A 26,943-nucleotide genomic window follows, 5' to 3' on the forward strand; every position below is an offset into this window, starting at 1 on the left:
GAAACAGCAAGGCCCTGCCTCGTGTCAGAGCTTCACAGATGGCATGCGGAGCAGCCTGGCTCGTCGTCGTCCTCGTCGTGGGCGTCGGAGAGGATTTCGAGCAGAGGGGTGTTCGGCTTCACGCGCTTGGCGGCTCGGTCGAGAGCCGCCTGGTGCTTGGCTTCGATCTCGTCCCGGCGCGCTATCAGTTCGTGCAGTGACTCCCCCTGGGACCAGGTGTACTCCCGGCCCTGCATGGCCGTGCGCCGGTAGTTGACCTTCTCCTCGTACGCTATGGCCTTCTCGAACAGTTCTGGGTGGCGGTCCTTCAGGCCGACCCACTCGTGCTTGCGCTGGAAGAAGCAGAAGTAGCAGCCGGATCGGGTGCGCCACTCGTAGTAGGCCGGCAGGCCGATGCCGGCCTCGTCGAGGATGCGGTCGACGCCGGCACGATCGATGCCGTCCTCGCGGAAGGGGAAGACCGCGCTGATGTTCGGCTTCGTGCTGACGTACCCAAGGCGGTTCTCGTCCGCGCGGATCGCGACGTACGAGATCACATCGTCATCGCCGACCCACTCTTCCAGCGGCTTGAGCTTCAGGTTCTTCGTGCACCAGCGCATCTGGGGGCTGGGGAGGGTGCCCTGGTAGACCTCAAGCCAATGGTCGAAGTCGCGGGTCGCGTTGAGACGCACGATCTGCTTACCGACCGCTGCTTCGAGGCGGTTGAGGTATTCGTATGTTTCGGGAAGTTCGGCACCGGTGTCGCAGAAGAAATACTCCATGTCCGGCACGCGGTCGCGCATATGGATCGCGAGTGCGGAGGAGTCCTTGCCTCCGGACAGGCCGAGGACGTGGCGCGTCTTCCCGCTTGAGCTGTTGGTGTCGGTCACAGCGTCTCCTCCTTCTGGTGTGCCGCGGCGGAGTCCTGCGCGGCCAGGCGCTCGGCCAGGGCAGCGAGCAGGATGCGCGCGCCGTCCGGGCCCAGTGCCTTCTCAGCCTGCCGGATGACACTGACAACGAGGTCGTCGGCCGTCTGTCGGGACTGCCTGGGTACGTGGATGAGCGTGCGCTCTTCCGTTCCCTTGGGGGTGGTCAGTGTCAGCAGATGGGTATCCATCTGCCTTGCCTTGGCAGGTTCCTGATCGGCGTCGGGTGCGTCGTGGACTTCGTAGAGGTGGCTGACACGGTCGAGTGCGCGGGCCACCTCTCTGACCCTCTGGGGGAAGGACTTGACGTCCTTGTCGGTCCAGTCGTCGAGCGCCTTGTTCGTCAGGCGGATGATGATCGGGGAGAGCCAGCTTTCATCTTGCGAACTCTCGTCGAGGACGCGGGAGACGAATCCCTGTAGATCGAGGTGGAGTTGGGCGTTGGCGAATCCACGGAGTTGCCCCGTGAGACCGGCACGCAGTTCTGCAAGCTCAGTCGGGAGACGGAATTCCCGTCCGATCGTGGCCACGGCCTCCCGTCGCAGGGCGAGGCTGGCACCGGAGAGGTCGTCGAGGGCTGCAGCCAGGCTGGCGACGTACGCTTTTGCAGTCTCGTCGTCTTTGGTGGTGCTGGGCAGAATTGGGTCGAAGCCCAGTGCCTTGGGAAGTGCTGTGAAGACGAGCTCGTCTGGGTCGGTGGCGTGGCGGAGCGTCTCTCTGACTGCGAGGGCTCCGGCGCTGAGGCGCTGAGTCTGTTTGGCGTAGGACTTAAGGCTCAGGACCCGCTTGACGATCGCTTGTGTGACGCCGAGCAGCGCGGGATTGCGGGCGGATCGGGCACGGCGAGTGTCGACGCTTAGGGCCTTAGCCAGACCGTCTACGACGAGGCGACGCTGGCCACGACCGACTGGTGCGGCCTTGACCGTAAAGCGGTCCGGATAAGGGACGTTGAGCCGCTCGACGATCTCGGGGGTGAGGTGGGGGCAGTAGTTGCCATCTTCGAACAAGGCAACGTCTTGGGCCCGCAGGATGAGCGCTGCCACGACGAGGATGGGGACGACACCCGCCTTGACACCGAAGGGCGGTGCCATGAGCTGACGATAGATGTCGACGATCGGCGTGGGCTGCTTCGCGTTGGTCAGCGCTTCTTCGAGAGCTTCCCATGCCTGGATGACACTGGGGTTCTTTTCGGGACTGGGATGCGAGATGGCATGGGTCAGGATGCTGGTGTCATCGGTGTCGCTGCTGGCCTCTCCGGCGCCGTGCAGGCCGAGATATTCGACCACACCGTGGTACATCGCACGCTCGGGAGCGTACTTTGTGGGGTCGTACCCGAGCAGGGGGTTTCCTGGCCGTTGCAGCATCGCGGTGAGCACCTCGCGGCGAGCGCGGGCGGCGTTGCTGGTGAGCTGGTGTCGGCCAACCATCTCGTTGCGGACGTGCGGCGTGTGGGGGTAAACGCGGTCGCACGCCTGGGAGGCCAGGCCGGCGTAGCTGCGGGCCTCGACAGGCTCGCTTCGGTCGCCCCGGGTCTCGGTCCCCTCGTCCCACAGGTACCAGGTGGACTGAGGGCTCAGCGGATTGAATGCTTCGTCGAGCAGGACGCTGATGTTCTGGGAGATGTATGCGGCACGTTCCTTGATCTCCCGCGCGGCGACGTGGTCGATGGTGTCGTCGTCTTGCAGTTCCTCAAGGGCCACGAGGTCGATACCCGCCTGCAGCACGGCATCGGGATTCTTTGTTGTGCCGATGAGCACAGGCAATGGTGAGTTGACGGTGGGGCGAGACTCCAGCGACCCGAGGTGGTACAGGAGCAGGCCGTCTGCCGCGTCCTGGACAACGTCGGGGCCGTCGATGCTGTCGCTCTTGTGACTGATTGCCGTAACGAAGTAACGCAGCATGCCGGTGCGTTGGCTGTGGCCGCCTGCGACTACAGCGGCGGGGAGCACCGTGCCCAGGTGTTCGCTGAAGTATTCGACGACATCGGCCGGGGCAATGCGGGTGGCGACTTCCCTGACCCGCGCATCGATGTCAACGTCGGTTCCCTGCCAGACCCGGTACTCGTTGCTGTAAGAGCGATGGACGAGGAAGCCTTCGTCCACGAGCTTATTGAGTCGGCCCTGGAGGGCGGCAAAGCGCTCAGGGTCGGGTGCATCAGCCGGGTCGTGCAGCGCGAACTGAATCATCGACGGCGTGGCACGCAGCAAACCATCGACGTCCATGAGGTTCAGGAGACCTACCACCTTGAGGACGTCCTGGTCCTCGGTGGACATCCCGTTGGCCTCGTTAAGACGGTTGTCGACCTCCAGCCAACGGCTAGCGTTGGCCGAGGCCAGGATCGTCGTGTGGCCGGAGGCGAAGAAGTAGTCGTACAGCTGCGGCAGGCGGATCGTCGAAGCCTGCTCGGGCGCCTCGGACTTCTTCGTGTCCAGGGTGCGGCGCACTGTGTTCGGCTCGTCGCTGGCGAGGAAGCCATGGATGCTGCGGTCGTGCTGGCCGATCTGGAATGCGAGCTGCGGTGCGGCGACGGCAGTCAGCGGGTGCAGCGGGTACAGGTCGGCAAACATCTCGGTGGAGATGTCCACGACTGCGTGGAGAGCATGGTCGGTCCATGCAGCTTCAGCGGCGCGTGCCTGCTCCTGGATGAGCCTGCGGCCCGGCTCCGCAACACCGGAGTGGTCGAGGCGGCGGCTCATCATATGGATGGAGTCGCCCAGGTTGGGTGCGAACGTGATGTCCTCGAAGCGGCCCTGGACTTTGGCCCACTCCTGGGTCTGGATGCTGCTTGAACGTGCCGCATAGTCCGTGAACGCCAGGTGTTGCAGGGTGAACATGAACAAGGGCATGCCCGAGGTGCCTGCGCCCTTTTCGGCGAGCATCTGGAGCAGGAAGACGTCGCTGTCGGCGCTTCCGGAGTCGCCGTCGGCGGCGAGGTATTCGAGGGTCTTGCCGAACTCGTCGAGGATCAGCAGGACAGGGTGCCGGTCGCAGAGAACCGTAACCGCGTCCATGAGGTTTTGCGTGGTGGGCACATCGTCGCTCGCGCAGGCGGCGAGCGCTTGAGCGACGTCCTTGGGAGCCCGCTTCTTCCACTTGCGCTCGACCGCGGTCTGCAGCGCCCGGTACACGGTCGCTGCGAGAGGCTCTCGACGTGCAGTGGCAACTGCTCCCAGGAAACCCTCACTGGTGAGCTCGTCACGAACCCGTGCCAGTCGCGCCGCTTGTCCTGGGCTGGTGGCCGCCACGGCGGCCTCTGCCTCCGTCCGGCGGGTCGTGTCGTGTCCAAGGAAGGCGTCGAAGAGGTTCGCCAGCGTGGACTTACCCGAGCCGTAAGGTCCAGTGAAGGACCATGCCCGGGTACGTCGCTTATCTGCAACGGCGTTGGTAACGCGCTCGAGCACATCGAGGGCGCGTACCCCCACATACGGCGCGTTGAGGTGCTTCTCGCGGATGTCACGCTCCAGGTTGGTGGAGCGCAGCTCGGATCCGACCAGGGCGATGCCCTCGGGAACCTGGGCGGAGTCGGTGGACGGGCCGGGGCGGCTGGTCGTCGGGGCCATGGTCACGCGATCTCCTCGCTCATTTCCAGCACCTCGGTCTGCTGGGGCGGCTTGCGGCGTGCGCGCTTCGGGGCGCTGACGTCAAGCCCGGGGTACTTCTTGATCCATTCGTGCGGCGAGGGGAATCCCTCGCGCTCCCGGACGCGTCCGTAGTGTTCGTCGAGGACGTCCCAAGCCAGCGTTTGTGGAGCCACTTCAAAGCGCAGGCTGCGCTGACCGAGCGCAGAGATGATCTGCAGATCCGGATGGTCGCTGATGAGGGGCTCAAGCGCCTTCGTCAGCTCTGGCTCCCGCATGCGGAAGGCGCGGCCCGGGGATCCGGGGTCCTCAGCGAGCCGAGCAATGGAGACGGAGCCCGCCTGCGACGAGGACCGGGATGCGTAGTCCAGACAGGCATACGCCAGGACCGGTGCAGGCAAATTTGAGCGTGACCCACTCGTGAAACGCCAGGTCCGGTCCCGGCCTTTCCCCTGGCCTTCCAACAGACGCAGTTCACGGAACGGGGACAGGAGCAAGTCCTCGAAACTGCCGGGAGACAGCGGATTGAACTCTTGGTCCAGCGCGTACATCTTGATCAAGCACTCCGCGTCGCGAGTAATCGACTCCGGTGCGGGCCAGTCGCTCTCATTGAAGTTCTCGCGGACGTAACGCGTGATGAAGCTGGCCATCTCCGTCGACGTGACCCGGGAACGAGGAACCAGGTTGAACATGACGTACCAGCTGGGTACCCAGCACTTGGCCTGGGGTTCGGATGAGAGCAGCCACCAGTGCAGTAGCCACAGGCTGCCCGTGTCCTCGAGATACGGATCGGCCCCCTCCTCGTCGAGCAGCCACCGAGCCCGCCAGGTCGGCGAGGCGACATGCGCGCGGTAGGAGGGGTCTTCGTGCGGGTGCTCCTGGGTAAGTTTGAAAGCCTTTGACCAGTGCCTCATGGAATAGACCATGTTCTTACCCACGCCGAGCCGGACGGGTGCGTCCTCACGGTGGAAGATCTCGCTGTCGTCCTTAACCTGCGTGTACGCCTTGTGCAGCCAGCCGAAGCGCGGGGCGAACGTCTCGTGGCGCCCGAAGGAAAGTTCGACGGCTTCAGCGAGCCGGCTGTCTGACATGCGGTGGGGCCTTTCAGTGGGCATGTTGGGCGGAGAGGTATATATGCGGCCACAACGCCGATCAGGGTTCGGCCGTGGCGGCCATGACCGACCGGACGTGGCGCACTGCTTCCGTGACGGCAGCCACTGCCCGATCGACGTCGCGCTGGGTCGTGGCGTACCCGAGGGAGAACCGCACCGTGGAGTCCGCGTCGTCGCGGCTGAGCCCCATGGCAAGCAGCACATGGCTTGGGCTTGGGGCCCCTGACGAGCACGCGCTGCCATCAGATGCGGCCACATGCGGCATTGCTGCAAGGACGGCATCCGCCGGCAGGCCAGGGAATGTAATGCTTGTGACGCCAGGCAGGCGGGGCACGCGCGCACCGTTTATCCGGCAGCCCTCAACCTGAGCAGTCAGTGCCGCTTCGAGGGCATCACGCAGAGCGGCGGTTTGGGCTGCTTCGTGCGCAAGCTGCAGCCGGGCGGCCTCAGCGGCTGCCCCCAGACCTGTGATGCCGGCCACGTTCAGCGTCCCGGCGCGCCACCCGCGCTCGTGCCCTCCGCCCACGAGGAGCGGACGGTGAGGCAGTGAGGTCCCCCGGCGGATGAAGAGGGCACCAATACCCTGCGGACCGCCGAACTTGTGGGCGGAGAGTGACAGCAGATCGACATCGATCTCGCGGAGATCCAGCGGTAGGCGCCCGACATATTGCGTGGCATCAGTGTGGACCAGCGCGCCGGCCTCGTGGGCAGCCTTGCAGACCGGCACCAGGTCGGTCAGCACCCCGGTCTCGTTGTTCCCGATCATGAGAGAGACGAGGGCCACCTTGCCGCCGCGAAGTGCTGCGTCCAAAGGCTCTAGGTCGACAATCCCGTCGCGGTTGACCGGCAGTACGACGAGGGAGTCGGGCCGCTCTTCTGTCACGGCGCGTGCGGCTTCCAGTACTGCCGGATGTTCCACCGCGGCGGTCACCAACAGTCCGCCACGCGCATAGGCAGTCCGCAGAGCCAGATTGTTCGCCTCCGTAGCCCCCGAAGTGAAGATGATCTCGCCAGGGGCGCAGCTAAGCAGATCAGCAAGTTGCCGACGAGCCTCGTCGACCCGGCCAGCCGCGCTACGCCCGAGGTGATGCATGCTGGAGGCGTTGCCCACGCCATTGAGCGCGGCGAGGGTTGCTTCGAGAGCTTCGGGCCGCAGCGGCGCAGTGGCGTTGTAGTCGAGGTACACCACGTCCGCCACCCCCTGTGCGTCACCTGTCATGTTCTGCCCCCATTTGCTGTGATGCGCTCCTCTGGTCACTCCTGGCGGCTCTCCACGGCCGGACCTCGCGTTCCACCAGGAGTGCAATGAGATCCTAACGAACGCCTGAGACAACCGAGACAGGCTCGCCGGATCCGGCGCGAGCCGGACACGTTGTGCTACTGCTCGGTTCCAGCCCGCTTCCTGCCTCGACCTGCCCTGAAGCCGGCCACCGGAGCCCGTCCTCGTCGACGGGCAATTCTTGTCTCGACCGAAATTCGCTGATCAGGCCCCGGCTGTCAGTGGTCCGGTCTAGTGTTGATCGCACGTCAGGGCCCTGGTATTCCCGCGAGTCATGGCGCACAACATCGAGGGCAGGGAGCTGGGTTGGAGCGGCGGAACGCGTACTCGCGGCACCGAAAGGGGACATGGGTACGGCAGGGGGACAGATGACTACGCAATCACCAGGGCTATCCTTCCGCCACGTCCTTGACAGCGCGCCCCTAACTTACGTGCGTGGCCTGCTTGGTGAGGACACGTGCGCTCTTCTTGACCTCCTCGGGGGCGGCCCCACGGAGGAGGCAATGCTCCGCCGCGTCGCTGTCAGTGCCGTCTCTCCCGAGCGGCTGATCTCGCAGCCAGACGAACGCGAGAGCTTCCTCGCGCTCCTGCCCGAGGCGAAGCGCAGTGAACTCGCTAACAGGCTCGGGTGGGATGGCTCCACCGGAGCGGACTCATTCCTGTCCAAAGCCGAGTGGACCCCGGACCAGCGGCGGGCACTTCTCGGCTTCCTCGGCCTCGTTGTCGACAGGGCCTCCGAGGCTCCGCCGGCCTTCCGCAGCTCCACTTCTCCCGCGTATGGCATGTTCCCTCACCAGCGCCGCGCTGCCCAACGTGCGCGTGACCTGCTGTACTCCGGAGAGCGACGGGCCGTTCTGCACCTGCCCACCGGCGTGGGCAAGACCCGCACCGGAATGAACCTCATCTGCGACCACCTGCGCGGACACGAACCAACCGTGGTCGTGTGGCTCGCCAGGGGCCGTGAACTTCTCGAACAGGCAGCGACCGAGTTCGAGCGGGCTTGGGCAGCGCTCGGCAACCGTGAGGTCAGCGTCACGCGCATGTGGGGAGACGCTCCGGTGGAACTGGAGGGCATCACCGACGGCATGGTGGTGCTCGGACTCGACAAAGCCGTCTCCGCGGCCAAGAGCGACCGCACGTTCCTGGACCGCCTCGCCTTGCATGCCACTCTCACAGTCTTCGACGAGGCCCATCAGGCCGTCGCCCCCACCTACAGCCGTGTGGTCGAAGCTCTGACACTGCGCCGTGACGCCAGCCTGCTGGGCCTCACTGCTACACCGGGGCGGACCTGGGCGAACATCTCCGAGGACGAGAAACTGTCGGAGTTCTTCGCCCGCCAGAAGGTGATGCTCGAGATCGACGGATACGACAACCCGGTCACCGCCTTGATCGAGCAGGGCTACCTTGCCCGCCCTCTTTTCCGCACCGTCGCTACGCAGTCCGGTATGAAGCTCAGCGCTGCCGATCAGCGGGGGATTGCGAACGTGTTCGATATCCCGGAATCGCTGGTGGATCGGCTGGCGACAAACGTGCAGTGGAATCTGCAGGTCGTACGGACGGTTCTCGACCTGACCAAGGACCACCGGCGGATCCTGCTCTTCGCCGCGTCCGTCGATCACAGCCGCCTCATCGTCGCCATCCTCTCCGCGCTGGGCCTGGACGCCGCACAGGTCACTGCAGAGTCCTCAACCCGACACCGGGACAACGCCATTGCGCGGTTCAAGAGCCCCTCCAGCAAGCCCATGGTGCTCTCCAACTTCGGCGTACTCACCACGGGCTTTGACGCTCCCGCAGCGAGCGCCACTGTCATCGCCCGCCCCACCAGGTCCCTGGTCCTTTATAGCCAGATGGTCGGGCGCGTCATCCGCGGGCCTCACGCCGGCGGGACACCAACATGTGACGTAGTAACCGTTGTTGATCCTGATCTCCCAGGATTCGGAGACGTCGCAGAGGCATTCACGAACTGGGAGGATGTATGGAACAACAGGTGATCGATGCCGCCCCGGCCTACCCGATCGTCAGCTCGGACATGACGGTCAAGGCCATGAGGGACAGCGGCTACAAGTCGACAGCGCATGCCATCGCCGAACTGATCGACAACGGCATCGAAGAGAACGCCGATCTCGTCGAGCTGTTCGCCGTCGAGTGCACCCAGCGGCGCTCTGAGCGGGCGCGCTACCACGTCGAGAAGATCGCCGTGATGGACAACGGCGACGGCATGGACCCCGAGACGCTCCGCCGTTCCTTGCGGTTCGGCGTGGGCAGCCGACAGGAACGTAAGGGGATAGGACGCTTCGGCGTCGGTCTGCCCAACTCCAGCATGTCGCAGTGCCAGCGAGTGGATGTGTGGTCCTGGCAGAACGGCCCCGAGAACGCCCTGCACACTCACCTCGATCTCGAAGAGATCAATGGGAAGGACGCGCAGGTCCCCGAGCCACGTCACGACCCGGTGCCGGAAGAGTGGCAGAACCTGAGCCAAGGGCTCGGCCCATCAGGAACGCTCGTCTTGTGGACCAAGCTGGACCGTGTTCAGTGGGTGGGAGCGAAGACGACGCTCCTGAAAACCGAGGAGCTGATCGGCCGCATCTACCGGAGGTTCATCGCCGATGGCCGGTGCCGCATCCGTCTCGTCCCGGTCCACGGCTGGGACATCCTCGATGAGCGAGACGCACTCCCGAATGACCCCCTGTACCTGACCGAGCGGACGTCGACGCCATCCCCGTTCGACACGAAACCGATGTTCCGCCCTTGCGGGGGCGGCACCGTCGGCAAGGTCGGAGTCGAAGAGTTCATGGTCGAGGGCCTTGACGGCAAGAAGTACCCCGTGCGTGTCCGCGCCTCCATCGCCAAGGACGAGGCCCGGAGGCCCGACGTGGAGGGGCAGCCTTGGCCGGACAACATCTCCCCCACGATCAACCCAGGCTCCGCTCCATGGGGAAAGCACGCTGCGCGCAATCTTGGCGTCTCACTCATCCGCGCTGACCGCGAACTCGACCTCGATAAAGGCTGGGTAAGCACGTACGACCCGGTTGAGCGCTGGTGGGGCATCGAAATCGAATTCGACCCTCAGCTTGATGAGGTCTTCGGCGTAACCAACAACAAGCAGTCCGCCACCGCTTTTTCAGAACTAGCCCACTTCGACTGGGCCGAAGAAGCGGACGGAACAGGGATGTCCTGGGGCGAGTTCAAGGAACAGCTTGCCGAAGACGGCGATCCCAAACTGAAGCTGATGGACATCGTCTACCAAATCCGCGAAAAGCTCATCAAGAAGCTGCGGAAGGATTTGGTGGACCAGACGCGCGGCACCGGTACCAGCCGCAAGCGCCATGAGAAGGCAGAAGCCCAGGCCGAACAGGCAGTGAAGAAGAGGCGAGTCGAGGTCGGCCCGAGCCGGACCGAGACCTTGGAGGAGTCGAGCTCTCCGGAGGAGAGCCAGCAACTCCAGTTCGATAGCTTGGTCGAGACGCACAAGTACCCCGAAGCCGACGCCAAGCGCATCATCGAAGAGACGATGGCCCAGCATCGGCACGTCCGGCTGCTGACCAGCCGTAACCCGGACTCGCCCGCCTTCTTCAACATCGAGTTCATCCCGGGGATGCTCCAGGTCGCTCTCAACATGGACCACCCGGTGTACAACGACCTCGTAGCAGTCCTCGACAGCGACGCCGAAGGCGCCAGCCAGCGCGAATTGGCTGATCGGCTGGAGCGGGCCGCAAGCGCGTTCAAGCTCCTGATGTTCTCCTGGGCACGCTTTGAGGATGAACTGCCGGAAGACTCCAAGACCAAGGACCGCGTAAAGAAGATGCGTCAGGATTGGGGGCGGCTGGCCAGCGAGTTCTTCACCGCCGATGACGAAGACGAGGACGACGAGTGACATCTGACCACGTCTGGCGGCAGATCGAAGATCTTCTTGCCCCAGCTCGCGGTCGCGTGGCCCTGATCGCGCCCTTCATCAAAAAGGACGTGTTCAGGGCCGCTCTCGCGGCGATCACAGCCCCAGACGTCGAGATCCTCTGTGTGACGCGGTGGTCTGTGCTGGAGGTGGCCGCCGGGGTGTCAGACCCTGAGATCGCGGAACTCGCCGCTCAGGACGGCCGCGTCACCATCTTGCTCTGCCACGACCTCCACGCGAAGCTCTATCTCGCCGATGACCGATGTCTCGTCGGGTCAGCCAACCTCACCGCCAAAGCGACCGGAAGGAGGCACCCGAAGAATCTGGAGCTGCTCATCGAGGCGCCGACGTCCCACCCCGAGGTCCAGCGGCTGCTCCAGCAGATAGATGGCGGTGGCATGCCGGCAAGCCTGGAGTTGGCACACCAGATACGCGAGCAGGCCGAGCTGCTCAAGCAAGACGAGGACCGTCCTGCCCTCATCCTGGTGACTGGTGACGCCGATCAGCAGCGGACTGCCTGGAGACCAGAGACGCGATCACCTAACCGGCTCTACCGCGTGTACCGCGGGGCGAAGCACGATTACGTCAGCGAGATCCTCGCCGGCGTGGTCCGCGACCTGGCGCACCTGGATGTGCCGCCAGGACTGGACGAGCAAGCCTTCTCCAAGGCGGTCAGGGCCCGCCTGTACGAGATGCCGGAGGTCGGGCAGCTGGTCACCGAGGGCCGGCTAAGCATGGCTGACTTGCAGCAGCAGCTCTTGGACGCTGACGGATGCACCACAACACAGGCCCAGCGTGCTGCCGAGAACATCGGAGAATGGCTCAAGTACTTTGGCGAAGTGCGTGTGGTGCCGACAGGTCCGTGGGAAATCAGGCAAGGCCGTGAGTTCGAATAGAACCGGACAGGCCAGCGGATAGTGCCCCGGGGGAGGCTTGCGGGAGCGCACCACGTTGTCGAGGCCGGATCACGCCCCCTGTGCCAGGGCCCAGAGCCGCTCGGTGGCACGTGTCCAAGCCCGCTCAGCGTCCGGTCCTCCGTAGGCCCCCTCCAGTTCGGCCAGGATGGATGCACCTTCCGGGTACCGACCGACGGCCAGGTCGAGCCACACGAGCGTCAGCCGCTCATCCACGATCGGGTCGCGCAGCTCGGTCACGGTGTACGCCGCATAGGCGGCCGTGGGCAGGTCGTCATGAGGTTCGGGAAGTGCCCCTCCGACAGCACGCATGGGCGCTTGAGTTCGTTGAACGGCGGCGAGGGACGCGGCGTCGGCGAGAGCCTGGGGGAGGGCGCCACACACCGCCATGACGTCGACTTCTGCGAGTTCGTGCCATGAGCACCACTTCGTTGCGACTGCCTCGCCGGCATCGAGGTTCGTATCTCCAAGCACGCATCCGTGGGCGAGGAAGAGGTGGGCCGTCTCCGTGCTCGCTGACCGGGCGGTCGCGACGACGCCGAGCGGATACACCCAAGACGCGTGCAGCCCCGTCTCTTCGGCGAGTTCGCGACGCGCGGCGTCTGCCGGATCTTCGCCTTTATCGATGAGACCGCCAGGCAGGTCGGTGATCTCCGTGTTGTGCAGATAGTGGTGCTGGGTGACCATCGGCACGCGGCCGTGGTGAACTGCAAGTACGCGTACCGAGTCCGGTGCGGCGACGTGTGGATACGCTACGACGGCCCCGTCGGGTCGTACCGCCTGGTCCACCGCGAGGCGGATACGGTCCTTGGGGCCGCCCGTGAACAAGATCTTGCTCTCCAGCCGCCGCCAGCGGGCCCCGTTCCTCATGTCGATGACGGTACTACCCGCCGTGATCTCCCTGCGGGGGAGCTACTAGCTAACCAGCTCAGCGCTGCGGATGCTCCCGGAATAATTACCTCCGCTCCTCGATTGTTCCTGCGCAGGATCGAAGTGCAGACGGGGGAGGCATGAGCAACCTGAAGGCGTTCCGTGTCCGCGACGGGCGGGCCACGGAGATAACGGGGTCGTCGATGCCGTTGGAGCGTCACCTTCAGACGCTGATCGAGGACAACATGGAGGAGATGATCGGCATCCGCTTCCTGGCCAGCGAATACGCCACGGGCCGGCACCGGGGCCGGATCGACTCCCTTGGTCTGGACGAGAACGGCGCGCCTGCGCTGATCGAATACAAGCGCTCCCGCGATCAGAACGTCACGAATCAGGCGCTGTCGTACCTTTCGTGGCTTCACGATCACCACCACGAGTTCGAGAGCCTGGTGAGAGCGAAGCTCGGCGTCGAGGTGGTGGAGTCCGTCGACTGGAGCAATCCACGGCTCGTCTGCATCGCGGGGGACTTCACGCATCACGACACGGTCGCGATCGAGATGATCGGCCGCCGGATCGACTTGGTCAGCTACCGGGTCTTCGATGATGTGCTGACGCTACAGCTGGTCGCGTCCGTTGCCGGCACCCCATCTCGGGCACGGGGGAAGACACCCGAAGCGGGCCACGTTGTCAGTGTGTCGTCGCCGAAGTCGGTTCAGCAGTACCTGGATGAGTCTCCGCAGGATCTTCAGGAGCTGTTCGCGGGCCTCAATGACGTGCTGCTGTCGCACGACGATGTGCGGATGGAGCCGCAGCTCCACTACTTCGCGTACCGGCGGATCAAGAATGTCGCCACGGTGCGCATCCAGCCGCGGAATCGGGTGCTGGTGGTCAATCTGAAGCTCGCCCCGGACACGGTGGAGCTGCAGGAGGGCTTCTCGCGGGACGTCCGCGGCCTGGGATGCCTGGGGATCCGCGATGGTGTCGAGGTGCGGATCAGATCGCGCGAGGACCTCGCACGGGCCAGTGACCTCATTCGGCGGGGCGTTGCCGTCGGCTGACGCAGCAGACGGTCAAGGGCGGGTTGTGTCACCGGGATTCCGTTGGCACAACCCGCCCATTTCTGTGTTCTGGCCCGATTGCCGGACCTCTCGGTCTCACTCTTCAGGTCCTGCGAGTGCGAAGTCGTCATGGGACAAGGCGCTGCGGAGGCGCTGTTCGGCGATGCCGGCGTAGTGATCGGAGAGTTCGACGCCGACGAAGTTGCGGCCCTCCTTCAGCGCGGCGATGCCGGTGGATCCGGAGCCGGCGAAGGGGTCGAGGACGGTGCCGCCGGGCGGGCAGACCTGGACGAGCTGCTGCATGACCTCCACGGGCTTTTGGGTGATGTGGACGCGGTCCTTGCGGGGCTGGGAGGCGATGAAGTGGCCGGGCAGGTAGAGGTCGCGGGTGTTGTCCAGGGTGCCCTTGACGCCCCAGAGGATGAACTCGGAGTCCTGCTTGGGCCCGCCCTTGCGGGGCCGTGAGGTCGGCTTGATCCACGACATTTTCCCGTGCCAGGTCCAGCCGGCCATCTGCAGGGCGTCCGACGTGGTGGGGTCCTGCCTCCAGTCGGAGAAGACCATGACGACGGCGTGTTCGGTGCTGGCGCGGTATGCCTCGGTGAGCAGTTCGGTCAGCCAGGCGCGGTAGGAGCGTTGGTCGCGGTTTTCGCCGGGGAAGTTGGCGAGGTCGTGGCGGGCGTCGCCGCTGGTGTACTTCGCTCGGGCGGTTCGGGCGGTGCGTTCGGAGCTGGTGCGTCCGCCGGAGTTGTAGGGCGGGTCGGTGATGACGGCATCGACGCTCTCGTCCGGGAGGGACTTCAGGACAGTGAGCGCATCGCCTCGGTGCAGGGTGTACGACGACATTCGGCGGATCTCTCTTTCTGGAAGACGACCACATGCACGCACCCGTGGAACGGGATATGCGTGCAAGAACTGCTCGGGACAACCGCATGGCGGCTTCCTGGGGCGAGCAGTGGGCTGGAGGTTAGCGCCTTTTTCCGGTCGCACCCAATGGCGTGATCTTGTCCGCCCTTTTTCATGATCGCGGCTCGTTTGGTGCTGCCGGATTTTGTCTCTACAGTCTCGGCGTGTTCGCAGGACGGGCCCTGGTCCCGGCCCTGTTGAGCTGTGCTGATGCGTGTTGCCTCGTCCAATTGGCGGTCCGTTCGGCACCCTGAAGAGCCCTGACGGATGCAAAGGGAGGGGAATTCACCGTGTGGTTCCTGAGATTACGAGCGCGGCTTGCTGCCGCATTGCGATAAAGGGTTCGGCGCTTCGGAGTTAGCAGCTCCGAAGCGCGGCCCTCCCTTCGGGGACTTTCGAGTGTTTAACCGGTGTGGTGCCGGTGGCCTTTTCGACGAGAACGCCGGCGCCACGCTGCCTACGAGTAAGGAGCTGCTGATGCAGCATGCCCAGGCACGCCCCTGGCCCGAGCCGGATATCTGGATACGCCGAGCGTCCGGTGGCCGGCTGTGAAGAAGGTCGCAGCGATAGCCGGGGGCGTCGTCCTCGCCCCGATGCTGCTGATCGCGCCCATCGCCGTCGCCCTGGCCGGCGCCAGCAACGCCCAGGCCGCCTGCGGCGACGGCGGTGGTGGCGGTGCGGTGGATGCCAAGGCCGTGGCCAAGCAGGTGGAGTCGATCCTCAAGGACGGCGGCAAGGGTTCGGTCTCCGTTGCAGGGCTGGACAACCCCAAGGAGCAGATACCGAACGCCAAGACGATCCTGGCCACCGGCGTCGCGATGAAGGTGCCCCCGCGCGGGCAGATCGTTGCGCTGGCGACTGCGTTGCAGGAGTCGGGGCTACGGAACTTGGACTACGGCGACCGGGATTCGCTCGGCCTGTTCCAGCAGCGACCCAGCCAGGGCTGGGGTACCGCGGCGCAGGTCCGGGATCCGGTGCACGCCTCGACGAAGTTCTACGAGGGGCTGCTGAAGGTCTCGGGCTGGCAGTCGATGACCGTTGCCCAGGCCGCGCAGGCGGTCCAGGCGAGCGGGTTCCCGGACGCCTACGCCAAGTGGGAACCGCTGGCAACGGCGCTCCAGAAGGCCATCGCCAAGAACCTCCCCGCCAAGGGCGGTTCCGGCAAGGGCACCGAGCCGGAGGTCTCCACTGGTGGATGTGGGACGGGAGGCGATGGGAGCGGGTTCGGCCCGATCCCGGCCGGGTCCGTCCCCAAGGGCTACAAGATCCCGGCCGATGCGCCCAAGTCGGTTCGCACGGCGATCCGTTGGGGGCTCGGCCAGCTCGGCACGGCGTACCAGTGGGGTGGCAGCTGCACCGATCCGCGCGGTCAGGACCCCATGGGTCGTTGTGATTGCTCGTCGTTGATGCAGGCGTCGTACAAGGCCGGTGGGGTCTCGATCTCCCGGACCACGTACACGCAGGTCAAGGAGGGCAAGGCGGTCAGCGTCGATGCCCTCAAGCCTGGCGATCTGCTCTTCACCCGCGGCACAGCAGCGGTGCCGGAGCACGTCGGGATGTTCATCGGCCAGGGGCTGATCCTCCAGGCCCCCAAGACCGGCGACGTCGTCAAGATCTCGACCCTCGCCTCCTGGCGGCCCGACATCCTCGCCGCCCGCCGAGTCGCCTGACCGGCCCCTCCCCCCTCTCCCCTTTTCTCTTCCTCCCCTTCCGGGCCTTCGCATGCCCGAATTCGCACTGGAGTTCCCATGAAGCTCATGCAGCACGCCCAGTACCTCGCCTACAACCCCGGCGTCACGCCGAAGCAGGGCGGGCTCCCCGGTCTAGACGTCCTGAAGAACGTGATAGGCAGCATCAACCTGTTCGGCATCATCGCCACGGTCGGCGCTCTGGTCATCTCCGCGGTCGTCTGGGCCTGGGGCCACCACAGCGGCGGCCACCAGGCGGAACAGAACGGCAAGAAGGGCACGGCCATCGCCGCCGGATGCGCCCTGCTGCTCGGTGCCGCAAACGGCATCGTCGCGTTCTTCTCCGCCATGGGAACGCAGGTTCACTGATGCCGAAGAAACGTCTCCGCAATGCCGAGGAGCGCACGTACGGAGAGCCGACTTCGGTCCTGCGGCGCTCGCTGACCGGCGGCATCATCCTCGCGGTGCTGCTGGCCGTCGCCGGCCTGGTCGCGTACCTGAACCGAACGTCGGACCCGGCCTCCGCGAAGCCCTCACCACCATCGACGTCCGCCCAGGAGCCCTCGCCCTCACCTGAAGCGGCCGATGGCAAGGGCATGGCTGTCGCGGATCCTCCGAAGACGAGCGATCCGATCGTGTTCGCCAAGGCGGCCACGAAGGTCCTGTGGACGTACGACACCCGCGCCTTCTCCCAGGCCGAGCACCTGGCCGGGCTGAAGCGGTGGATGACCGGCGAGAAGAAGTACGCCGACTGGAAATCCATCACCGACCAGGTGCCCAGCCCGGTGCTGTGGTCGCGGCTGCATGACAACCGCCAGCACGCGAGCGCCACGGTCGGCGAGGGCCACTTCCCGCAGGCGTTCAAGACCGCGCTGGCCCAGGATCCCGGTGCGATCACCGAGGCATACGTCTACGCCGTGACGGTCACCGGCAACCAGACCCTGGCCTGGAAGGGCTCGGGAGCCGGGGCCGAGGCCCGTTCGATGACCCTCGCTGTCCAGTGCCGGCCGCACCAGGACTGCGCGCTGGCGGCCGTCCTGCCCAACGCCGCGCCATGAGCGCCCTGATTCCGGATAAGGAGGTGCCCTGATGGGAGCCTGCGACCTTCCTCTGATGAATACGGTCTGCGACGCCGTCGGCGGCGTCGTCAGCTCCACCGGTAAGGCGGTCACCGACGGCATCGGTGCCTGGATCGCCAAGTCGATGGGCGAGGTGGCCCAGTCCGCGGCCGACCTCGCGTCCAAGGCGGTCGACCAGACCACCGCCATCGATTTGAACGCCGAGTGGTTCCGCAACAACTACGAACTGCTCTTGCCGATCGGGTTGATCCTGACGGTTGGCACGTTCTGCCTGCAGCTGACCCGTGCTGCCTGGCGCAGGGACGAACGTGCCCTTGCCCAGGCCGCGTTCGGGACCATGGTGGGCGTCTTCTTCGCCTTCGCTGCCATTGCCTGCACCACAGTGGCCATCACCGTGGTCGACGCGCTCAGTGCGGGTCTGTTCAAGGCCGCCAACAGTTCCGTCGATGATGCGGTCCGCCGCATGATCAAGGTCAACGAGCTGGGGGCAATGTATGGCCTGGGCTGGGGTGTCCCCTCGATCATCGCGCTCGGCTGCGCGATCGGGGCGTTCTTGTACTGGGCCGTGATGGTGGCTCGCAAAGTCGGCATCCTGGTCCTGGTCACGCTGGCGGTCTTCGCCGGTGCCGGCGGCGGCTGGGAGGTGGCCAGGCGCTGGCGCCGCGGCTGGGTCGAGGCCACGGCCACCCTGGTCGTCAGCAAACTGCTGATGACGATCGTGTTCTTGCTGGGCGTCTCGGCCATGGGCAAGTCCGACTCGCACGGTGGGCTCGCTGCCCTGTCGGATGCGATTGCAGGCATCGTCGTGATGGTCCTGGTGATGCTGTGCCCCTACGCCACCTACAAGTTCATCCATTGGGCCGCTGATGGCGGGGGTCACGATGACCTGCACCGCACTGGCGTGGCCGGCATGGCGGTGGCGGCGGGTGCGGCCAAGACCGCAGGCCAGCTCGCCATGCAGGCGGGCACCGGGACGCCGGCTCCGCAGGGCCCGTCGAAGGTGCCGGGCCAGGGCACGGACGGAGTCGCCTCCGGCATCGACCCGACCGGCGGTTCGAGCGGCGGCGGAAAGCCGAAGCAGACGCGCTTCCGTTACGGCGAGGACCCCAACGCCACCGGCGACAAGGGCCGGCCGTTGATCCAGCGGCCTCCCACGGATGGCGACCGCGGCCAGCCCCTGATCCAGCGCCCCGGCCAGGCGAGCACCTCGGGCGCGGCGGCAGCTTCGGCGCCGGTCTCCTCCGGGCCGGTGCCCCAGGGCACCGCCTCGGCCGCGGCGGGTACGCGGATGGATCCGCCGGCGCCCAGGCCCAGCGGGCCGCCTCCGGCAAGCGGGCCTCCGCCACAAGGCGGCAGCACGCCGCAGCAGTGGATCTACCCCAAGCCACCGGGTGGATCGGGCTCGTAGCCCTCATTTGACGGGGCGGGCGCCTGCCTGCTCTCGGCACGCCCGCCCCCGTCTCCCCCTCCCTTTTCTCTTCTCACCACGTTCAAGGAGGCTTTGCCATGCATACCGACGTTTCAATGCCCGACGGTCCGGCCACCGTGAAGTTCCCCCATCGCTCGCGCCGCGGTGTACTGCTCGGACTGTCGGTCGCCCAGCTCGTCGTCGTCACCCTCACCGGCCTGGCCCTGCTCGGGGTGCTGATGCAATCCGGCGTTACCGGTGCGCTCAAGCTCATCCCGCTGTGGGCGGTCGTCCTGGCGGCGGTCTTTATCCGCCACCGCGGGCGGTCCCTCGCCGACTGGGCACCCATCGCCCTGCGCTATGCGCTGCGGCGTTTCAAGGGCCAGCTCATCTGGCTCGCCCGCCCCTCCCGCCGGCCGCGGCGCGAGGGCCTGCTCCACCTGCCCGGAACTGCGGCTTCCCTTCGGGTGGTCACCTCTCCGGGTGGCGGCTTCGGTGCGGTGCACGATCCGCACAACGGCACGCTGACTGCCGTGGTGAAGGTGTCCTCTCGCGCCTTCGCCCTGCTGGATCCGGCAGCCCAGGCCAGCAATGTCGCGGGCTGGGGCCGTACCCTGGCCGCGCTGTCGCGCACTGGGCACATCGCCCGCGTCCAGGTGCTGGAGCGGACCGTGCCCGACTCCGGCGATGCGCTCAACCGCTACTGGAGCGAGCACGGCAACGCCGACACCCACCTGGCCGGCCCCATCTACAGCGACCTGCTGGCCGCCGCCGGTCCCGCCGCGGCCCCGCACGAGGCGTATGTCGCGCTCGCGCTTGATCTCAAGGCCGCCCGTCGGCTGATCAACCAGGCCGGCGGCGGACTGACCGGTGCCTTCGCCGTCCTGTCCCAGCTCACCTCCACCTTCGGCCAGGCCGCCCGCAACTCCGGTCTCGTGCCCAGTGGCTGGCTGGGGGCGAGCGAGATCGCCGCCGTGATCCGCACCGCATATGACCCGAAGGCGTCGGCCGCACTGGATCAGTGGTCCGAGGCAGGCCGTCCGCAGGCCGACCCCGCTGCCGCCGGTCCGGTCGTCCTGGTGGAGAAGGCCGACCGGATCCAGACCGACTCGGCCCGCCACGCCACGTACTGGATCGAGAACTGGCCCCGCATCGAAACCAGCCCCGGCTTCCTGCACCAACTCCTGTTCACCTCGGGGGTACGTCGCACGCTGTCGCTGACCTACGCGCCCAAGGGGCTGGATGCAGCGCTCAAGGACGTGCAGCGCAAGAAGGCCACGGTGATCGCGGACGCGGCCGAGCGGCAGCGCAAGGGCCAGGTCGACTCCGAAGAGGACTCCGTCGAGTACGCCGACATCAAGACCCGTGAGCGCCAGCTGATCGCCGGCCACGCCGACGTCGCCCTGACCGGCCTGCTCACCGTCAGCGCCGACACCGACGACGAACTCAACTCCGCCTGCGCCGCGATCGAGACGGCCGCTGTCGCCGCCCTGCTCGACCTGCGGCTGCTGACCTGGCAGCAGGCCGAAGCCTTCACCAACGCCGCCCTCCCGCTGGCCCGCCCCTAGCGCCCCCAGCACCCCCCATCGCGCTCAACCGAAGGGCCTCTCCCATGCCGACCGATCCGCTGCCCGAACCGGCCTCGGACTTCGTCCCGTTCGCCACCGCAGCGCTCGACTTTCACCGGGCGATCAACCTCCCCGCCGGGCCCGTGGCCGCACACCGCACCGAGCTGGACGCCCTCCACGCCCACCTCACCGCTCTGTACGGCCTGCTCGACACCCACACCGCCCGGACCTCTCCGGTGGCCGAGGCCGAGGGCGATCACCTGCGGGCCTGCCGTGTCCGGCTGTGGCAGGCCGCCGAGCACCTCCACGACGCCTACCACGCAGCCGCCCACCCCGGCACCGGCCGCCCTCGCACGCGGGAGGCGTGCCGGGCCCGGCTCCCCGAAGGTGCGCCCGAACTCACCATCTGCCAGCGCCACCTGGCCACCTCCGCACACGTCCGCCATGACCACACCCCGGCTGATTTGCGCGACCCGTTCACCGGCCTGACCCGCCACTGACCCCGTTGGAGCACCCCGGCATGCCCACTCACACCCGCGACCGCGCCAGCGCCAGCCCGCTGTTCGTCCCCCGCAAAAGCGACCGCCGCTCCGCCCGCGCGGCCCGCGACCAGTTCGCCGCCGCCCGCGATCAGGCCCGCCATGCCGCGCGTCCCCAAGCCCGCCGTGCCGAACCGGGCATCGACCCCGAGCTGCGGGCCACCTACCCAGCCGCCGGGCGTCCCGGTCCGTACTCCGCCCGCGGCGGCCATCTCAAGCTCCCCGCCCACCGCATGACGACCGCCACCGCAAGCGGCGCGTATCCCTTCCTTGCCGAGGGTGGCCTCGGCGCCCAGGGGATCTACATCGGCCGCGACGTCCACGCCGAAGCCGCCTTCACCTACGACCCGTTCGCGCTGTACGGGCGCCTCGACGGGTTCACGAATCCGAACATCCTGCTCGCCGGGATCATCGGCATGGGCAAGTCCGCCCTGGCCAAATCGCTCGCCCTGCGGGCCGTGGCCTTCGGCTACCGCATCTACGTCCCCTGCGACCCCAAGGGCGAATGGACCGTCGTCGCCCAGGAACTGGGCGGCCAGACCATCGCCCTCGGCCCCGGCCTGCCCGGCCGACTCAACCCCCTCGACGCACCCGCCAGGCCGCACGGCGTCACCGAGGAAGACTGGGCCAATGAGGTCCGCAAACGGCGCCTTCTCCTCCTCGGTTCACTCGCGAAAACGGTCCTGCGGCGGGATCTGCACCCGATGGAGCACACCGCTCTCGACGTGGCGCTCGACCAGACCGTCGCTCACGCCGAGGCCAACGGCACCACCCCGCTGCTGGGCGATGTCGCGCACGTCCTCGGCTCCCCTGAGCGGCTCGACTCTGCTCTCGGCGAGCTGACCGGGCGGCTCGGGCACGCAGCCGAAGACCTGGCCCACGCGCTGCGCAGGCTCGTGCACGGTGACCTGGCCGGGATGTTCGACGCCCCCAGCACCGTGGCCTTCGACCCCAGTGCGCCGATGCTGTCCATCGATCTCTCCCGCCTGGGTGGTGCCGGCGACGACACCGCGCTCGTCCTAGCCATGACCTGCGCCTCGGCATGGATGGAGTCCGCGCTCGCCGACCCCACCGGCGGCCGGCGCTGGGTGATCTACGACGAGGCATGGCGCGTCATGCGGCACGTCGCCCTGCTGGAGCGCATGCAGAGCCAGTGGAAGCTCTCCCGTGGTCTTGGCATCGCGAACCTCATGGTGATCCACCGCCTAAGCGATCTGCTGACCGCAGGCGATGCCGGCTCCCGGGGCCGGGCGCTGGCGGAGGGGCTGCTCACCGACTGCTCGACCCGCATCATCTACCGCCAGGAAGCCGACCAACTCACCTCCGCCGCAGCCCTGCTGGGACTGACCGGCGTCGAGACCCAGGCCGTGTCCGCCCTCACCAAGGGGCGGGGCCTGTGGAAGGTCGCAGGCCGGTCGTTCATCACGCAACACCTCCTCCACCCACGCGAACGCGAACTGTTCGACACAGACGCCCGCATGCATGCCTGAGCTTCGCCCTTCGCCTGCTCACGCCACGGGGGGAGCCGAAGGCGCACTTCGGCTCCCTCCGCCTCCCCTCCCAAGCATCTGAAGGAATCCGTTCCCATGCCTCTGCCGACCACCATCCGCCGTGCCGCACGTCGGCTCGTCCAGCTCTACAGCGACGCCGCAAAGGCCAACGCTGCCCATAGCCACATCCCCTTGGCTACAGGCCCGTTCAGCGTCCTGGATGAGGCTCGCCGCGCGAGTGCTGCACGCCAGGTACCTGTTCGTGATCGCGCTGGGAGCCGTCACGGCTGAACCAAAGCGCGCCGCCACCACAGGGCCGGTCGACGTGCATGGGCACGACCGTCGGCCTCGCTCGCGCTAGCGCATTTTTCCGGCATCACCAAACCGTTCGTTGGGCCGCATCCTCGTCGTCCGCACGGCCCCAACCTCTGCGAGGTGCACTTCTCGTGGCGGAAACACGTCCCCACATCACCGTCAGCCAGCACGCCCGCTTCGGCGTCGTGGCAGCGGCTTCGCACGACAACCACGTCGCCGACCACATGCTGCGGCGGGTCGGCTTCGAGCCCCTGCCCGGCAGCAATCTCTACGCCCTCACCGAGCCCAACCGCGACCCGACCCGCCGTGGACAACAGGCAGTCCAGTCCCTGCGGGCCGCGCAGTACACGGTCACCTCCGACGCCGCCTACAACCTCACCCCCCACACCCCACTCACCACCAACCACAGTCTTGGCCGACTGGAGAATCGTTCCGCCACACAGGTGCCCAGTGCCCTGCAGACGGCCTTCGCTTCCGCCCACGCGCTCGACGCTGACATACGGGCTGCTCAGATCGTGGTGCACGACCAGGTGCGTGACCGTGAGGGCACCCTGCGCGCAGTCGGCACCGACGTACGTACCCGCGAGGGCCTGCTGCTCCACGGCGAAGGCGATGGGCGCTACGTCGAGGCCCGGCTGGAGCACACCGGCCGCGCGTTCGACGCCTTCTACGCGATGCCCGGCAACGAGCGTCGGGACCCGAGGCTGTCGATGATGCAGCGCCGCGCCCAGGCTGCCACCGCCATCTCCCCGGCCCGTGCAAGCGTCGCGCTGCCGCAGCAACCAGCCGCCGCCGTCGCCTACCGACCGCCCTCCACCACCCAGCAGCCGGTCCGCACACGCTGACCGGCTGCCCGCCTTTTCCGATCGCAGAAGAAGGAGTTCCTGTCATGGCCGTCAAGACGCTGTGGACCATCGACCACGCCTGCGGACACACCACCGAGGCCGACCTCTCCGACCGGTCGGCCGACCGGCGTGCCGGCTACGCCCGCTGGCTCTCAGCCCGCGACTGCACCGACTGCTGGCAGGCCGCCCGGGGCGAGGATGCCGAGTCGAAGGCCGAGTGGCTGGCGAAGAAGCGGGCCGCCGAGCAGGCCGAGGCCCAGGAGTGGTCCGAGCAATACCGCATGCCCGATCTGGAAGGCACCGACCGTGCCATCGCCTGGGGCACCCGCTGCCGCCACCAGCTCGTCTCCGCCGCCTTCACCGCCCTCGTCCTCGAAGGCACCACCAGCGAAGCCGAGTGGGAGGCCATCGAGGACGCGGTGCGACCCCTGACCCGCGCCAGCTGGTGGATCGACCAACGCGACGCCGACCCCGCCGACCTGCCAGAACTGCTGGACGCCGCCACCGACGGCGACCGGCCGAACGAAAACCCCCACTTCTAACCCCCGAAAGGCTCAGCCGTGCATCCGTCCTTCGACTGCCACATACGGCGCTCCGCCGACACCGCAGCACTCCTCACCACGCTCCACGCCAACCGCGACGAAGGCTTCGAGCCCTACCTCCTCGCCGCCTGGTCGCCGCACCTGGAAGCCGCGAACACGCTCTCCCTCACACACCTGGCACAGCTGCTCGATGAACCTCTCCACGCACGCCAGCAGCGCACCGGACGACGGCCAGCCCGTCCCGCCTGGCACTGCTCCGTCATCAACCACACCGGCCGCGTCCTGTCCGACGAGCAGTGGGCGGCCCTGGTGAAGGACATCGTCGCCGCCACGGGGATCGAGCCCGGCGGCGACACGGCCGCCTGCCGGTGGGTCGCGTTGCGCCGGGGCCATCACTCGGTCGATCTCGTCGCCAACGTGATCCGCCAGGACGGGCGCTGGGCCCGGATCCATCAGGACACCTTCCACGCACGCTCCGCATGTGACCACTACGCCGGCGCCCTGACCGCCCAGCTCACTGCCTGACCCGCCACCAGCTCTCCTTCAGAAAGGACGCGCCATGTCCCGCATCACCCGATTCCTGTCCCGCTGCATCTCCTCCCTGAACGAGGTGTACGGGCGGGAAGCCGAGATCTACCGCGACCCGACCAGCGGCGCGGTCATCGCCGAATGCCGCAACAACTGCGCCCGCCGAATCTTCCTGACCTGCGGCTTCAAAAGGACGGCCACCGCCTTCCGTCTGCGCCTGCCCGAGGGGCTGACCGAGGCGGAGCAGAAGGCCCGTGCCACCCAGGCCGTGGTCCATCTGTTCCATGCGGGCCACTACACCGACATCGCCGCCCACCTGGTGTGCGATTCCACGCTCGCTGCCACATGGGCCGAGATCCGCGAGCGCCGCCCGGACCACCCCGGCTGGCCCGCCAGCCCGACCACCGACACGCACACGGCGACAAGCACACAGATCGCCGCGTCCCGCCGCCCGTAGACCACCGTCTTCAACTGCCTTCAGGAGTCCTCGTGATCACCAGAACAACGCGCTGCCCCGCCGTCCCTCACCGCGCCGCGCCACCTGGAACTCACCTTGTCGTCTCCACGCACCAGCACGCCCTCGACCACCACCGGTACCGACCTCCTCCTCTACCTCCTGCTTGCCATCGCCGGGCTCGGCATGGCAGGAGGTTCTCTGGCCTGGCTGTTCGGCAACCTCACCAACGCCGTCGCCGGCTCCGGCCCATGGGCTGCCTACCACCCTGAAGAAACGTTGCTTCATCCGGAGCGGGTCTGGCCTCATCTGCCGCAGCCCGCCCTGATCACCGGCTGCTACGTCCTGCCCGCCCTCGTCCTCATAGGCACCGCCGTCGTCGCCGCGAAGGTCTGGCTGCGCTTCCGCAGCAGCCCGTCGGGGCTGGCCACCCGACGTGACCTGGAGCCTCTGCTGGCGAAGGAGATCGCCGCCAAGGCCATCGACCTGCGCCCCAGCCTGGCGGGCAAGAAGCCCAAGGACGTCGCGCCCGACGACCGGGGCGTTCTGCTGGGCACCGTCACGCCGGGCAAGGACGAACTCCGCTCCTCCTGGGAGGACGTGATCCTGGCGATCATGGCTCCCCGCTCCGGCAAAACCTCCGGCCTGGCCATCCCCGCCATCCTGCGCGCCCCTGGCCCCGTGCTGCTGACCTCCAACAAGGCGGCACGCGACGCCTACACCGCAACCATCGACGCACGCGCGGAGATGGGGACGGTGTGGACGCTGGATCCGCAGCAGATCGCCCACGCGCCGCAGACCATGTGGTGGGACATCCTCACCGACGCCCGCGATCTCGCCGGGGCCCGGCGGCTCGCCGGCCACTTCGTCACCGCCTCCGTCGACGAATCCAGCGCCGGCGACTTCTGGTCCACGGCCGCAGCCAACACCCTCACCGCCTTCTTCCTGGCCGCCGCCCAAGCCCGACGCCCGATAACGGAAGTCCTGACCTGGCTGGCCTCGCCGGCCGACCGCACGGCGATCGATCTGCTCCAGGACGCCGGGTTCGACGCGGTCGCAGCCCAGCTCCAGGGCACCGTGGCCGGCGCGGTCGAAACCCGGGACGGCATCTTCGAAACCGCCCGGCAGTACGCAAGCTGCCTCCTCGACCCCGGCATCGCCGCCTGGGTCACCCCGCCCAACAGCCTCGCCAAGGTGCGGGAGTTCAAGCCGGAGGCGTTCGCGACCAGCAAGGACACCTTGTATCTGCTGTCGAAGGACGGCGGCGGCTCCGCCTCGGCGATCATCGCCGCAGCCGCCGACGCCGTCATGCGCGCCGCCGTCATCCAGGCCGAACGCGACGGTGGCCGTCTCGATGCCCCGATGCTGGCGATCCTGGACGAGGCCGCCAACGTCTGCAAGATCGCCGACCTGCCGGACCTGTACTCGCATCTCGGCTCCCGCGGCGTCATCCCGATGACGATCCTGCAGTCCTACCAGCAGGGCGTCCGCGTCTGGGGCCAGTCCGGCATGGACTCGCTGCTCTCCGCCGCGACGATCAAGGTGATCGGCTCGGGCATGGACGACGCCGACTTCGCCGACAAGATCTCGCGCCTTGGCGGTGAGCACGACGTGCGCACGGTCTCGGTCTCCACCGGCGAGTCGGGCAAGTCCACCTCGGTGTCGATGCGCCAGGAGCGCGTGCTCCCGCTGGACGTACTCCGCGCGATGCCCAAGGGCACCGCCGTGTTGATGGCCACCGGGATCCGTCTCGCGCGCATCGACCTCAAGCCCTGGTACAAGGGCCAGGGCGCCAAGAAGCTGGGCGCCGCCTCCGCCAAGGCCACAGCCGCGATCAGCGAGCGCGCTGCCGCCAAGGCGCTGCGCCAGGACGACTTCACTCCCGCGGCATGACCGGCCCCGCTCAACTCCGCACCCGGGCGAGACCGTCCGGCGCGGCCCCCGCGCCGCGCCCCCGCCTGATCCGCTTCCTG

General features: G+C 67.2%; 22 protein-coding genes. 16 read left to right on the forward strand and 6 right to left on the reverse strand.

Features of this window, described 5'->3' with window-relative positions; genetic code table 11:
- Positions 1-32 precede the first annotated feature (32 nt).
- The 4 genes from ACGF4C_RS00345 to ACGF4C_RS00360 form a co-directional block, all read right to left on the reverse strand.
- The gene (locus ACGF4C_RS00345; protein ID WP_393562043.1) at positions 33-869 is read right to left on the reverse strand and encodes a phosphoadenosine phosphosulfate reductase family protein; all 837 of its coding nucleotides are present in this window, start codon (positions 867-869) and stop codon (positions 33-35) included.
- Entirely contained in the window at positions 866-4,465 is a 3,600-nt protein-coding gene (locus ACGF4C_RS00350; protein WP_393562803.1) for an ATP-binding protein, read from the reverse strand. Before ACGF4C_RS00350 ends, ACGF4C_RS00345 begins: the two co-directional genes overlap by 4 nt.
- A gap of 2 nt (positions 4,466-4,467) precedes the next feature.
- Positions 4,468-5,574, reverse strand: coding sequence for a DUF4007 family protein (locus ACGF4C_RS00355; RefSeq protein ID WP_393562045.1), 1,107 nt, complete (start codon positions 5,572-5,574; stop codon positions 4,468-4,470).
- Positions 5,575-5,635: 61 nt separating this feature from the next.
- Positions 5,636-6,814 carry a cysteine desulfurase family protein gene (locus tag ACGF4C_RS00360; protein WP_393562047.1) on the reverse strand — a complete coding sequence of 393 codons (1,179 nt, stop codon included), beginning with the start codon at positions 6,812-6,814 and terminating at the stop codon, positions 5,636-5,638.
- A gap of 563 nt (positions 6,815-7,377) precedes the next feature.
- On the opposite strand from ACGF4C_RS00360, the gene ACGF4C_RS00365 reads away from it, so the two are divergent.
- From ACGF4C_RS00365 to ACGF4C_RS00375, 3 genes are read left to right on the forward strand one after another with little or no spacing between them, the layout of a single operon-like run.
- Positions 7,378-8,865, forward strand: coding sequence for a DEAD/DEAH box helicase (locus ACGF4C_RS00365; protein ID WP_393562049.1), 1,488 nt, complete (start codon positions 7,378-7,380; stop codon positions 8,863-8,865).
- Entirely contained in the window at positions 8,850-10,748 is a 1,899-nt protein-coding gene (locus tag ACGF4C_RS00370) for an ATP-binding protein (protein ID WP_393562051.1), read from the forward strand. Before ACGF4C_RS00365 ends, ACGF4C_RS00370 begins: the two co-directional genes overlap by 16 nt.
- Positions 10,745-11,662, forward strand: a complete 918-nt coding sequence (locus tag ACGF4C_RS00375; protein ID WP_393562053.1) for a phospholipase D family protein — start codon at positions 10,745-10,747, stop codon at positions 11,660-11,662. Before ACGF4C_RS00370 ends, ACGF4C_RS00375 begins: the two co-directional genes overlap by 4 nt.
- A 69-nt stretch (positions 11,663-11,731) precedes the next feature.
- Here ACGF4C_RS00375 and ACGF4C_RS00380 read toward each other — a convergent pair whose 3' ends face one another.
- Positions 11,732-12,550 carry an NUDIX domain-containing protein gene (locus ACGF4C_RS00380; protein ID WP_393562055.1) on the reverse strand — a complete coding sequence of 273 codons (819 nt, stop codon included), beginning with the start codon at positions 12,548-12,550 and terminating at the stop codon, positions 11,732-11,734.
- A 140-nt stretch (positions 12,551-12,690) separates the two neighbouring features.
- On the opposite strand from ACGF4C_RS00380, the gene ACGF4C_RS00385 reads away from it, so the two are divergent.
- A complete protein-coding gene (locus tag ACGF4C_RS00385; protein WP_393562057.1) occupies positions 12,691-13,608 on the forward strand; it encodes a transporter in 918 nt (305 codons plus the stop codon).
- A 96-nt stretch (positions 13,609-13,704) separates the two neighbouring features.
- Here the strand turns inward: ACGF4C_RS00385 and ACGF4C_RS00390 are convergent, their stop codons facing one another.
- Entirely contained in the window at positions 13,705-14,454 is a 750-nt protein-coding gene (locus tag ACGF4C_RS00390) for a DNA-methyltransferase (RefSeq protein WP_393562058.1), read from the reverse strand.
- Between the two features lie 608 nt (positions 14,455-15,062).
- On the opposite strand from ACGF4C_RS00390, the gene ACGF4C_RS00395 reads away from it, so the two are divergent.
- From ACGF4C_RS00395 to ACGF4C_RS00450, 12 genes are all read left to right on the forward strand, one after another.
- A complete protein-coding gene (locus ACGF4C_RS00395) occupies positions 15,063-16,184 on the forward strand; it encodes a C40 family peptidase (RefSeq protein ID WP_393562060.1) in 1,122 nt (373 codons plus the stop codon).
- A 78-nt stretch (positions 16,185-16,262) separates the two neighbouring features.
- Entirely contained in the window at positions 16,263-16,571 is a 309-nt protein-coding gene (locus ACGF4C_RS00400) for a DUF6112 family protein (protein WP_030068283.1), read from the forward strand.
- The gene (locus ACGF4C_RS00405) at positions 16,571-17,260 is read left to right on the forward strand and encodes a hypothetical protein (protein ID WP_393562062.1); all 690 of its coding nucleotides are present in this window, start codon (positions 16,571-16,573) and stop codon (positions 17,258-17,260) included. The genes ACGF4C_RS00400 and ACGF4C_RS00405 overlap by 1 nt, the downstream gene beginning before the upstream one ends.
- Before the next feature lie 31 nt (positions 17,261-17,291).
- On the forward strand, positions 17,292-18,689 hold the full coding sequence (locus ACGF4C_RS00410) for an ATP-binding protein (RefSeq protein ID WP_393562063.1): 1,398 nt from the start codon (positions 17,292-17,294) through the stop codon (positions 18,687-18,689).
- Between the two features lie 116 nt (positions 18,690-18,805).
- Positions 18,806-20,257: an SCO6880 family protein gene (locus ACGF4C_RS00415; RefSeq protein WP_393562065.1), complete on the forward strand. Its 1,452-nt coding sequence runs from the start codon at positions 18,806-18,808 to the stop codon at positions 20,255-20,257.
- A gap of 44 nt (positions 20,258-20,301) precedes the next feature.
- Positions 20,302-20,757, forward strand: coding sequence for a DUF6238 family protein (locus ACGF4C_RS00420; protein ID WP_393562067.1), 456 nt, complete (start codon positions 20,302-20,304; stop codon positions 20,755-20,757).
- Between the two features lie 20 nt (positions 20,758-20,777).
- The gene (locus tag ACGF4C_RS00425; protein WP_393562069.1) at positions 20,778-22,286 is read left to right on the forward strand and encodes an ATP-binding protein; all 1,509 of its coding nucleotides are present in this window, start codon (positions 20,778-20,780) and stop codon (positions 22,284-22,286) included.
- Positions 22,287-22,732: 446 nt separating this feature from the next.
- The gene (locus ACGF4C_RS00430) at positions 22,733-23,446 is read left to right on the forward strand and encodes a hypothetical protein (RefSeq protein WP_393562071.1); all 714 of its coding nucleotides are present in this window, start codon (positions 22,733-22,735) and stop codon (positions 23,444-23,446) included.
- A 44-nt stretch (positions 23,447-23,490) separates the two neighbouring features.
- The gene (locus ACGF4C_RS00435) at positions 23,491-23,988 is read left to right on the forward strand and encodes a hypothetical protein (RefSeq protein WP_393562073.1); all 498 of its coding nucleotides are present in this window, start codon (positions 23,491-23,493) and stop codon (positions 23,986-23,988) included.
- A gap of 18 nt (positions 23,989-24,006) precedes the next feature.
- Entirely contained in the window at positions 24,007-24,513 is a 507-nt protein-coding gene (locus tag ACGF4C_RS00440) for a hypothetical protein (protein WP_393562075.1), read from the forward strand.
- A 34-nt stretch (positions 24,514-24,547) separates the two neighbouring features.
- Positions 24,548-24,973, forward strand: coding sequence for a hypothetical protein (locus tag ACGF4C_RS00445; protein WP_393562077.1), 426 nt, complete (start codon positions 24,548-24,550; stop codon positions 24,971-24,973).
- Positions 24,974-25,069: 96 nt separating this feature from the next.
- Positions 25,070-26,863: a type IV secretory system conjugative DNA transfer family protein gene (locus tag ACGF4C_RS00450; protein WP_393562078.1), complete on the forward strand. Its 1,794-nt coding sequence runs from the start codon at positions 25,070-25,072 to the stop codon at positions 26,861-26,863.
- Positions 26,864-26,943 lie beyond the last annotated feature (80 nt).

It is taken from the genome of Streptomyces sp. NPDC048197, from assembly GCF_043202395.1.
Classification (GTDB): Bacteria; Actinomycetota; Actinomycetes; order Streptomycetales; family Streptomycetaceae; genus Streptomyces; species Streptomyces siderophoricus.